Consider the following 10953-nt stretch of genomic DNA (forward strand, 5'->3'; position numbering starts at 1 on the left):
GTGCTCATCCCGAACCTTACCTCAATCCTCACCGGCCCGCCCGCGCGCGTGCACCTGATCGGCGTCGCCGGCTCCGGGATGAGCGGCATTGCCGCCCTCGCCCTCGCCCTCGGCCATCGCGTGAGCGGTTCGGACAAATCGCAGACCGTCGAGCTCGAGCGGCTGAAAAAGAAGGGCCTCGTCTTCTACGGACCGCACCGAGCCGAAGAGGTCGACGACGCCGACATCGTCATCTATTCCTCCGCGATCAAGGTCGGCAATCCCGCCTTCGACGCCGCTCACGCCCTCGGAAAGCCGATGGTCCGCCGCGCCGACGCCCTCGCCGCGATCATGGCCGCCAAGAAAGGCATCATCGTCTGCGGCATGCACGGCAAGACCACGACGTCCTCGATGGCCGCCCACGTCCTTCGCAGCTGCGGCTTCAAGCCGTCGCACTACGTGGGCGCGGAGATTCCCATTCTCGGCACGAACGCCCGCTGGGATTCCGAAGGAGAATTCTTCGTCGCCGAAGGGGACGAGAGTGACGGCACGCTCATCAACTATCATCCCGAGCACGCCATCGTATTGAACATCGAGCCCGAGCACCTCGATTTCTACAAGGACCTCGCCGCGATCGACGCCGTCTACACCAAGCTCATCACGCAGACCCGCGGCCGGATCGTCTACTGCGCCGACGACGCCGGCGCCACCCGCGTCTGCGCGAAACACCCCGGCGCGGTTGGCTACGGTCGCACCGAGGCCGCCCGCTACCGCCACACCGACCTCCGCGTCGCCAATTTCCAGTCGCACTTCGGCGTCCTCCGCGACGGCGAGGACCTCGGCGACATCGAGCTCAACGTCCCCGGCGCGCACAACGCGAGCAACGCTCTCGCCGTCATCGCTCTCGCCCTCGAGCTCGGTGCGCCGTTCGCCCAGATCGCCGAGGCTTTGAAGGTTTTCCGCGGCGCCCGGCGTCGGTTCGAAATCAAATACCAGAGCCCGCGCAACATCGTCATCGACGACTACGGCCATCACCCGACGGAGATCGCCGCCACGCTTGCCACCGCCCGCACCGGCGGCTGGAAGCGCACGCTCGCGATGTTCCAGCCGCACCGCTACTCGCGCACGCTTGCGCTCAAGGAGGAATTTGGCCGGGCGTTTGTCGACGCCGACGCCGTCTTCATCGCCGACGTCTACGCCGCCAGCGAGAAGCCGATCCCGGGCGTCTCCGGTCTCACGCTCATCGAAGCGCTCGAGCGCAACCATCACCCGCACGCCCGCTTCCAGGCCGAGGTCCCGAAGCTTCCGTGGGAACTCGGCCCCGAGATCCGCGATGGCGACCTCATCATGAGTCTCGGCGCCGGCAACATTCACGAATGCGGCCGACAGATCGCCGCGGACCTCACGCTCCGCGACACCCTGCAGGAGATCATCGGCCCCGGCACGATCCGCCTCTACGAGCCGCTCTCGCGTCACACCACGCTGCGCGTCGGCGGCCCTGCGCAGTTCTGGGTGGAGCCCGAGACCGAGGAAGGCTTCGCCGAGCTCGTGCGCTACTGCTTCGACGAGGATGTGCCATTCATGGTCATGGGCCGTGGCTCGAATCTCCTCGTTCGCGATGGTGGCATTCCCGGCGTCGTCGCGCACCTGACGAAGGGCGAATTCGCCCACCAGCAGGTCGTCGGCGAGGAAATCCACGCCGGCGTCGGCGTGAAACTCAAGCTGATCGCCGCCACCGCAAAGAACGCCGGCCTCGGCGGCATGGAGTGGATGGACGGCATTCCCGGCAACCTCGGCGGCAGCCTGCGCATGAACGCCGGCGCGATGGGCCGCGAGATGTTCGACCACGTCGTGCGCGTCCGCTTCTGCGACCAGGATGGCAACATCTTCACCCGCACGCCTGCGGAGATGGAAATTCAATATCGCAGCGTGCCGACGCTCCTCAGAAATTTCGCGCTCTCCGCCGTTCTGCGCGGCGATCCCGCGCCGGCCGCGGACATCGAACGCCGCCTCGGCGAGTCGGAAACGAAGCGCAAGGAAAGCCAGCCCGCCGCCGCGAGCGCCGGCTGTATTTTCAAGAATCCCGCCGAGATTCCCGCCGGCAAACTGATCGACGAGCTCGGCTTCAAGAATTTCACCGTCGGCAAGGCCCGCGTCTCCGAAGTGCACGGCAACTTCATCGTGAACGACGGCGGCGCGACCGCCGAAGAGGTGCTCACCCTCATCGAAGAAATCAAGACCGCCGCCATGCGCGAGCGGGGCATCGATCTCCACACCGAAGTGCAGATCGTGGGAAAGGACGCATAAATGAATCTCCAGAATCAAAACATCGTCGTGCTCAAGGGCGGTCCCGGCGCCGAACGCAACGTCTCGCTAAATTCCGCCGCCGCCGTCGCCAATGCACTGCGCACGCTCGGCGCAAACGTCACCGAGATCGACGTTGCGGGACCGGATTTCGAGATTCCGGAAGGCACCGCGCTCGCGTTCAACATCATCCACGGCACCTTCGGCGAGGACGGTCAGCTCCAGGCCCTCCTCGACGCGCGCGGTATTCCCTATACCGGTGAAGGTGAAGTCGGCAGCCGCCTTGCGTTCGACAAGATCGCGAGCAAGAAGGCCTTCGAGGCCGCCGGCGTGCCCACCGCGAAATGGGAGATCGTCGCGAAGGGCGATGCCCCCACGCTGCCCCTTCCGCTGGTCGCCAAGCCGCCTCGCGAAGGCTCCAGCGTCGGCGTGCACATCGTGCAGGACACTGTCGCACTCGACGCCGCGCTGGAGGATTGCTTCGCCCGCGACACCGAGGTGCTCATCGAGGAATTCATCCAAGGCAAGGAACTCACCGTGGGCGTCGTCGGCGACGAGGCATTCCCGATCGTCGAGATCGTGCCAAAGGTCGATTTCTACAGCTACGAGAACAAATACACGAAGGGCGCGTCGGACTATTACTGCCCGGCCCGGCTCGACGCGGAGACGACCGCAAAAGTGCAGGACGCCGCGCTCGCCGCGCACCGCTCGCTTGGGCTGGAAGTCTATTCCCGCGTGGACGTTCTCCTCGATGCGGCAGGCAATGCCTGCGTGCTCGAGGTGAACACGATTCCCGGGATGACCGAGACGAGCCTGCTGCCGAAAGGTGCGGCCGCCGTCGGCATCAGCTTCCCCGCCCTGTGTGAACGCATCGCCGCATTGTCACTCGCCAAAGGAAATCCACCCGCATGAGCATCCGTCGCGTTGAAAAGAAAGCCCCGGCCCGGAACCGCCGCGTCACCTCGAGCCGCTCGGCCCGCAGCCATCTGCTCGATGTGCGCGTCCGCCAGGCCACGGCCCGGGACCGTCGCAAGAACCGCACCTTCAGCGTCATCTTCGGAGTGATGCTGTGGGTCGGCGTCGCGGCCGGCGCGGTCTATGGCTTCAACGCAATCACCCAGAAATTCTTTCTCCAGAATCCCGAATACAGCCTGCGAATCGTCGATGCCCAGCTCGACGACCTGATGACGACCGAGGAAGCGCTGCACATCTCGGGATTCAAACTCGGGGAAAACATCTTCCGCCTCGACCTCGGTGCCGCCGAGAAGGCCTTCCGCAAGATCGACCAGATCGCGACCATCACCATCCAGCGCGACTGGCCCGCCACGGTGCGCATCAAGCTGACCAAACGCGAACCGGTCGCCTGGCTCGCCCGCGCCGGCGTGGATTTTTCCACCGACACCGCCCTCCTCCTCGACGCGAGCGGCAGCACGATGCGCCCCTACCGCGTGGAGCCGGAATACTGGCGCCTGCCCGTGATTCTCGCCTCCGATCCCGATCTCATCCAGCAGGGCGACCGGCTCGCCATCGCCGATCTCAAGGCCGCCCTCGCCCTGATCGCCGCCCGCGCCGCGCGCCCCGATTCCCTGCTCGAAATTCGTGCGATCGATATCACCAGGGGCTACGCGTTCGAAGTCACCGACGCAAACAAGGCCAAGCTCACCTTCTCCCCGCAGGACCCCGGCACGCAGATCGATCGCGTGCAAAAACTCCTCGAAAACTGCCGGGAAACCGGCCGCCAGCTCGATACCGTGAACCTCATTCCGAAAAAATACACTCCCGTGCGCTTCATGCTTCTCTCGCTCCAGGAACCGCCGCCGTCGGCCATCGAGAAACCCAATCGAAAGGTGCGCAACTAAATGCCAAAGGATCGTCTGCTCGTCGGTCTCGAGATCGGCACGTTCAAAGTTTGCGCCGTTGTCGCGGAAGCCCGCGCCGACGGCTCGCTGCGCATCCTGGGCGTGGGCGAATCCAAATCCGTTGGCATCCGCAAGGGCGAGATTGTCGACTTCAACAGCGCCATTCAATGCGTGCGCGACGCGATCGCCGATGCGGAGGAGAAGGCCGACGCGGAGATCGAGAGCGTCTGGGTGGCCGTCACCGGCGCGCACATCCAGAGCTTCAACAACCGCGGCGTCACGCCGATCCCCGAGGATCGCGGCGAGATCGACTCCGAGGACATCCGCGACGTCGAGGCCAGCGCCAAGGAGGTCAACATTCCCGACCAGAACTGGTTCATCCACACGATCACGCAGCACTACTACGTCGACAACCAGGAGGGCGTCGTGAACCCGATCGGCATGATCGGGCACAAGCTCGAGGCAGACTTCCACATCGTGCACGGAGTCAAGACACGCATCCAGAACACGCTCCGCTGCGTGAAGGAGGCGAATGTCGCCGCCGAGGAAGTCGTCATCAACTCCGTCGCGTCCGCGCAGGTCGTGCTGGACCAGCACCAGAAGGACCTCGGCGCCATCGTCCTCGACATCGGCGGCGGCACCACGGACTACATCGTCTACGTGGACGGCGCCGTGCAGCACAGCGGCGTGCTCGCGATCGGCGGCGACCACATCACGAACGACATCTCCATCGGCCTGCGCATCCCCATCGCCCGTGCCGAGCGGCTCAAGACCGAGGAGGGCAGTGCGGATGTCGACGCCGCCCAGCCCGGCGACACGATCATTCTCAAGAACGACTCCGGCTTCTCCGGCTGCGAGATCGAACGCTCGAACCTCAATCGCATCATCTACGCCCGCGTCCGCGAACTCTTCGAGCTCGTGCGACGCGACGTGGCCGGGCACTGCGACTTCGACCTCATCCGATCGGGCGTCATGCTCACCGGCGGTTGCAGCCGGCTCCGCGGCATCCAGCAGGTCGCCGCCGAAGTCTTCGACATGACGGTGCACTCCGTCGCCGCGCAGGAAGTCACCGGGCCGACATCCGTCTTCCAGAATCCGCAATACGCGACCGCCATCGGCGTCGTGAAATACGCGCAACTCATGCAGATCGACGAAGAGCCCGACTCGCTCCTCGGAGCAGTGGGACGAAAAATCGGCAGCATTTTCCGCCGCCGCGCCAATGCCTGAAGCACCCGAGAAGCCCATCACCATGCTGGAAATCCCGCGCACCCTGCTCACCGATACCTCCTCCGGAATCCCGCCCCGCGTGCTCGTCGCGGGCGTCGGCAACGCCGGCGTCTCGCTCGTCGATCGCCTCACGCTCACCGGCCTCGAGGATTCGCTCGAGCTCGTTGCCATCAACACCGACGGCGTTTCGCTCGGCGGCTCGGTCGCGCCGAAAAAGGTGCTCATCGGCTCCCGCACGGCCCGCGGACTCGGCACGGGCGGCGACCCCGAGGTGGGAGCGGAATCCGCCGAGGAATCCGAGGCGGAACTCGAAGCCGCCCTCGACGGCGCGGCCATCGTGATCGTCTGCGCCGGCCTGGGTGGCGGCGTGGGCAGCGGCGCGACGCCCGTGATTGTGGATCTCGCCAAGAATCGCGGCGCCCTCGTCGTCGTGCTGGCCACGCTTCCCTTCGCATTCGAAGGCCGCCGACGCGTGCAGCAGGCCGCCGATTCCCGGGAGGAACTCGCCCGCGCCGCCGATGCGTTTCTCACCTTCGAGAACGACCGAATGTCGGAACTCGCCGAGCCGCTGGCCGGCGTTCACGAGACCTTTTCCGTGTCCGACCAGATTCTCGCCGATACGGTGGCGGCCATCGCCCGGTTGACCACGACGCCCGGCCCCATCCGCGTCACCACTGCCGATCTTCTCGCCGTCTTCCGCAATCCCGGATCGACCTGCGCCTTTGGTTCCGCCGAGGCCGCCGGCAGCAATCGCTCGAACGAGGCCGTCGAACGCGCCTTGAAATCGCCCCTCCTCGGCCGCGGCAAATCCCTCGCCGACGCCCGTTCGACGCTCGTCCACATTTCCGCCCCCACCGACCTCCGCCTGGCCGAAATTCGCGCCATCATGGAAACCGTGGGCCGACACACCGATGGCCATCTCCACCTCGGTGTCGGCCTCGATCCCGATCGGGCCACGCTCGCCGTCTCCATTCTGGCGACCACCGGCGGCTCGGAACCCGCCCGCGCTCCGCGTCCTGCCTCCACCCGTAAGGCGACTCCGCCTCCGCCCGAGGAAGAACCGGCTGCCGGGATCGAGCCCGTCCCGGTCGCGGAAATCGAGGTGCCGCCTCCGAAGGCCAGCGAACTCTTTGACACCAGCCCCTACGCCGTCGCCAAAGCCGCCGGAGCCAGAAAGGCGCCCAAGCCGGAGCAAAAAACCCTGAGCCTCGATCCCGTGGCCCGAGGCCGTTTCGAGAAGAGCGAACCCACCATCGTCGGCGGCGAGGACCTCGACGTCCCGACCTTCCTCCGCCAGAAGATCAAGCTGCGCTGATTCCCGCGAGTCAGAAGGTGCGCAACGCCATAGTTGCATGCCCGTTTTTCTGTGCGATTGATAGGCATAGCCTATGGAAGTGCACCAACTCCGCTACGCCGTCGCGATCGCCCGGACCGGGAATTTCAGTCGCGCCGCGTTGGAGTGCCACATCTCGCAGCCGTCGCTCAGCCAGCAGGTCCGCAAGCTCGAGGAGGAACTCGGCGAGCGCCTGTTCGAGCGAGACCAGAAGCGCACCCGTCTCACCGCGACCGGCGAGCGCTTCATCACCCGCGCCGCCCGCATCCTCGACGAACTCGCCGAGGCCGAACGCGAGGCCCGCGATACGCACGAAGTCGCGCGCGGCGAGGTCTCGGTCGGCGTCCTCCCGACGATCGCGCCCTATTTTCTCCCGGCAATCATCAGCCGTTTCTCCGAGCATTTCCCCGGCGTGCAGGTTGTCATTCATGAAGAAACCACCGCCACCCTCTCCTCGCTCCTCGCGAGCTATGAGATCGACCTCGCCATCGCGAGCCTGCCGCTGGACGAGGAAGCGTTTCACGTGACGCCCCTGTTCACCGAGGAGCTGCTCCTTGCCGTGCCAGCCGCGCATCCGCTGGCTCGCAAGAAATCCGTCACCGCCTCCGATCTGGAAGCCACGACCTTCGTCCTCATGAAGGAAGGCCACTGCCTCGGCGACCAGACCCTGCGTTTCTGCCACCAGACCGGGGTGAATCCGCGCGTGATCTCCCGCAGCGCGCAGGTGGAAACCATCCGGGGCCTCGTCCACGCCGGTCTCGGCATTTCGTTGATTCCGAAAATGGCTGCCGCGGCTCCACAGAATGGCGATCCCGTCTATCGCTCGCTCCGCTCACCACGCCCCGAACGCACGATCGCCGCGTTCTGGAATCGCCGCCGCCCGCTGTCCCGCGCCGCCAACGCCTTCCTCGAGATCCTTCAGCCCTGATTCATCCCATTTTTCCAAACCCCTATGCGTCCCGATAAATTCACCCAGAAAATGCAGGAGGCGTTCAACGCCGCCCTCGACCTCGCCAGCAAGCGCAACCAGCCCGAGATCGCGAACGAGCACTTCCTCCTCGCGCTGTTCGAGCAGGCGGATGGCCTCGCCACGCCGATTCTTCAAAAGCTCGGCGCCAGCCCGGAGGCTTTGCGATCCGAACTCGAGGCCATCCTCGCCCGTCGCTCCACCGTTCACGGCGGCGCCAGTCCGCATCTCGGCAACGACCTCCGCAAGACCCTCGACGCCGCCGAGGCCGAGATGGGCAAGCTCAAGGACGAATACCTCTCCGCCGAGCATTACCTCCTCGCCCTCCTCGACACGAAGGACGACGCCGCGCAGATCCTGAAAAAAGCCGGCATTACCCGCGATGCGCTCATGAAGGCGCTCGTCGAAGTCCGCGGCAGCCAGCGCGTGACGGACCAGAATCCCGAAGGCAAATACCAGACGCTCGAGAAATACGGTCGCGACCTCACCGAGCTCGCCCGCAAGGGCAGGATCGATCCCGTGATCGGCCGCGACGAGGAGATCCGCCGCACGATGCAGGTCCTCTCCCGCCGCACGAAGAACAACCCCGTCCTCATCGGCGAGCCCGGCGTCGGCAAGACCGCGATCGTCGAGGGCCTCGCCCGCCGCATCGTCGCCGGCGACGTGCCCGAGTCCGTGAAGAACAAGCGCATCGTTGCGATGGACATCGGCGCCATGGTCGCGGGCGCGAAGTTTCGCGGCGAATTCGAGGATCGGCTCAAGGCCTTCCTGAAAGAGGTCACGGCCAGCGAGGGCGAGATCATTCTCTTCATCGACGAACTGCACACCATCGTCGGCGCCGGCGCGGCCGAGGGCAGCATGGACGCGAGCAATCTGCTCAAGCCCCAGCTCGCCCGCGGCGAGCTCCGCACCATCGGCGCCACCACGCTCGACGAATACCGCAAATACATCGAGAAGGACGCCGCCCTCGAGCGCCGCTTCCAGCCCGTGATGGTGAAGGAGCCGACCGTGCAGGATACGATCGCCATCCTTCGCGGCCTGAAGGAACGCTACGAAGTTCACCACGGCGTGCGTATTCAGGACGCAGCCATCGTCGCCGCCGCCGTGCTCAGCGACCGCTACATCAGTGATCGCTTTCTGCCCGATAAGGCCGTCGACCTCATCGACGAGGCCTCCTCGCGTCTCAAGATCGAGCTCGGCTCCATGCCCACCGAGATCGACCAGCTCGAGCGCCAGGTCATGCAGCTCGAAATGGAGCGTCAGGCCCTCAAAAAGGAGAAGGACGCCGCCAGCAAGGAACGCCTCACCAAACTCGAGAAGGAACTCGCCAATCTCCGCGAAGAGGCCGACCGCCTGAAGGCGCAGTGGCTGAAGGAAAAGGAGGAGATCGGCAGGACGCAGAAACTCGCCGAACAGATCGAGCAGTTGAAGATCGAACTCGAGCAGGCCCAGCGCCGCGGCGACCTCCAACGCGCCTCGGAAATTCAATACGGCAGGCTGCCCGAGCTCCAGCGACAGCTCGACGATTCAATCCAGAATCCAAAATCCGAAATCCAAAATTTGCTCACCGAGGAGGTGACCGAGGAAGACATCGCCAAGGTCGTCGCCACCTGGACCGGCATCCCCGTCTCCCGTCTCCAGGAAGGCGAGCGCCAGAAGCTCGTCAAGATGGAGGAGCGCCTCATGGAGCGCGTCATCGGCCAGGGCGAGGCGATCAAAGCCGTGTCGAACGCCGTCCGCCGCGCTCGCGCCGGGCTGCAGGACGAAAACCGCCCCATCGGCAGCTTCCTCTTCCTCGGCCCCACCGGCGTCGGCAAGACCGAACTCAGCAAGGCGCTCGCCGAGTTCCTCTTCGACGACGAGGGCGCCATCGTCCGCCTCGACATGTCCGAATACATGGAGAAGCACACCGTCGCCCGATTGATCGGTGCGCCTCCCGGCTACGTCGGTTACGAGGAGGGTGGCCAGCTCAGCGAAGCCGTGCGACGCAAGCCTTACAGCGTCGTGCTCTTCGACGAGATCGAAAAGGCGCACACCGATGTCTTCAACGTCCTGCTCCAGGTCCTCGACGACGGCCGCATCACCGACGGTCAGGGCCGCACCGTCGATTTCAAGAACACCGTCATCATCCTCACGTCGAACATCGGCAGCCAATACATCATGGAAGATCTGCCCCGCGACGAGCGCAACCGCCGCGTGCAGGAGGCGCTCCGCGCGCACTTCCGGCCGGAATTCCTCAACCGCATCGACGAGACGATTATCTTCGATCGCCTCGACGAGAACCAAATCACGCGCATCGTCGACATCCAGCTCGGCCGCCTGCTCGCTCGTCTGCAAAAGCAAAACCTCACCCTCACGCTCACCGAGGCCGCGAAGAAGCTGCTCGCGAAGGAAGGCTACGACCCCGCCTACGGCGCGCGTCCGCTCAAGCGCGTGATCCAGCGCGAAATCCTCGACCCCCTCAGCCTCGAGATCCTCGACGGTCACTTCTCTCCCGGCGACACCATCGAGGCCGACGCGAACGGTGAACACCTGTCATTTCGCAAGAAATAGCGCCTCTCCGAATCTTTCGGACTCATCCCGAATCTGGGACTCCCAGGCATGATGCCAATCCGAAAATTCCAGAGATTTTTCGCCACTTTTTTAGGAAATATGTCAGAGTTCCCCAAACCCCCTGAACATCGTGCCTGGAAATCTCCATTCGCGGCCAACCTCTGGACGGAACCATTCGTCCCTCCCCTCGGGTTGGAAAACCATTGAAGTCGAACTCTGCCCCGAAGCGAAGAGTCATTTGGCGAGACTGGCTCGCAAATCGGGCTGTTCTCAGTCACAGACGCTCCGAACCCTTCTGCAAAAGGCCCAGGCTCGAGTCTCCTAGGTTTTCCACGACTCGTCCGGTTTGAATCTGCGATCCGTTCATCTGGTCGCGGATCAGACGTGGGTCCATTTTGCGAAGGTTGTCGTCTGGACCGTCCAGGCGAGCAGGGTGTGCAACGAAGCCGTAAGGCAATCCCTTCGCGGATGAACTCGTTCTCGCGGAATCCTCGCGCTCATGCCGAGGGTTCGCGGGGTCACGCGGTTCCGAGCCTCGTCTCTCTCGAAATTCATCCCGATGAACCTTTAAAAAGGCTCATCGGGGAAGGCCGAAACTCAGGCGGAGATTTCCGAAGCGATGATTTTCTCGAGTTTGACGATGTCGGCGGCGAACTTGCGGATGCCGTCGCCGAGCTTGTCGGTGGCCATGGCGTCTTCGTTGAGCAGCCAGCGGAAGGTCTTCTCGTCGA

At 64.6% G+C, this 10953-nt stretch carries 7 protein-coding genes; all 7 read left to right on the top strand.

The features are described 5' to 3' along the window. The 7 genes from murC to clpB all read left to right on the top strand — a co-directional run bounded on the left by murC (window position 1) and on the right by clpB (window position 10222). Window positions 1-2286: a UDP-N-acetylmuramate--L-alanine ligase gene (murC, locus tag VIM61_09855; protein ID HEY8900703.1), complete on the top strand. Its 2286-nt coding sequence runs from the start codon at window positions 1-3 to the stop codon at window positions 2284-2286. Then, window positions 2287-3195 (top strand): D-alanine--D-alanine ligase, encoded by a 909-nt coding sequence (locus VIM61_09860; protein ID HEY8900704.1) that lies wholly within the window; start codon window positions 2287-2289, stop codon window positions 3193-3195. It abuts the gene before it with no gap. Further along, entirely contained in the window at window positions 3192-4142 is a 951-nt protein-coding gene (locus VIM61_09865; GenBank protein ID HEY8900705.1) for an FtsQ-type POTRA domain-containing protein, read from the top strand. The genes VIM61_09860 and VIM61_09865 overlap by 4 nt, the downstream gene beginning before the upstream one ends. Next, window positions 4143-5369, top strand: a complete 1227-nt coding sequence (ftsA, locus tag VIM61_09870; GenBank protein ID HEY8900706.1) for a cell division protein FtsA — start codon at window positions 4143-4145, stop codon at window positions 5367-5369. It abuts the gene before it with no gap. Further along, window positions 5362-6684 (top strand): cell division protein FtsZ, encoded by a 1323-nt coding sequence (locus VIM61_09875; GenBank protein ID HEY8900707.1) that lies wholly within the window; start codon window positions 5362-5364, stop codon window positions 6682-6684. Before ftsA ends, VIM61_09875 begins: the two co-directional genes overlap by 8 nt. 73 nt (window positions 6685-6757) lie before the next feature. After that, window positions 6758-7630 (top strand): LysR substrate-binding domain-containing protein, encoded by an 873-nt coding sequence (locus VIM61_09880; GenBank protein ID HEY8900708.1) that lies wholly within the window; start codon window positions 6758-6760, stop codon window positions 7628-7630. Between the two features lie 24 nt (window positions 7631-7654). Then, window positions 7655-10222 (top strand): ATP-dependent chaperone ClpB, encoded by a 2568-nt coding sequence (gene clpB / locus VIM61_09885; protein ID HEY8900709.1) that lies wholly within the window; start codon window positions 7655-7657, stop codon window positions 10220-10222. Window positions 10223-10953: the final 731 nt, after the last annotated feature.

This window comes from Chthoniobacterales bacterium (assembly GCA_036569045.1).
GTDB lineage: Bacteria > Verrucomicrobiota > Verrucomicrobiia > Chthoniobacterales > JAATET01 > JAATET01.

Bases quoted from the DNA above. Each gene is read 5' to 3' on its own strand.
- VIM61_09860 (HEY8900704.1), top strand. From the start codon at position 2,287: ATGAATCTCCAGAATCAAAACATCGTCGTGCTCAAGGGCGGTCCCGGC.
- clpB (HEY8900709.1), top strand. From the start codon at position 7,655: ATGCGTCCCGATAAATTCACCCAGAAAATGCAGGAGGCGTTCAACGCC.
- ftsA (HEY8900706.1), top strand. From the start codon at position 4,143: ATGCCAAAGGATCGTCTGCTCGTCGGTCTCGAGATCGGCACGTTCAAA.
- VIM61_09875 (HEY8900707.1), top strand. From the start codon at position 5,362: ATGCCTGAAGCACCCGAGAAGCCCATCACCATGCTGGAAATCCCGCGC.
- VIM61_09865 (HEY8900705.1), top strand. From the start codon at position 3,192: ATGAGCATCCGTCGCGTTGAAAAGAAAGCCCCGGCCCGGAACCGCCGC.
- VIM61_09880 (HEY8900708.1), top strand. From the start codon at position 6,758: ATGGAAGTGCACCAACTCCGCTACGCCGTCGCGATCGCCCGGACCGGG.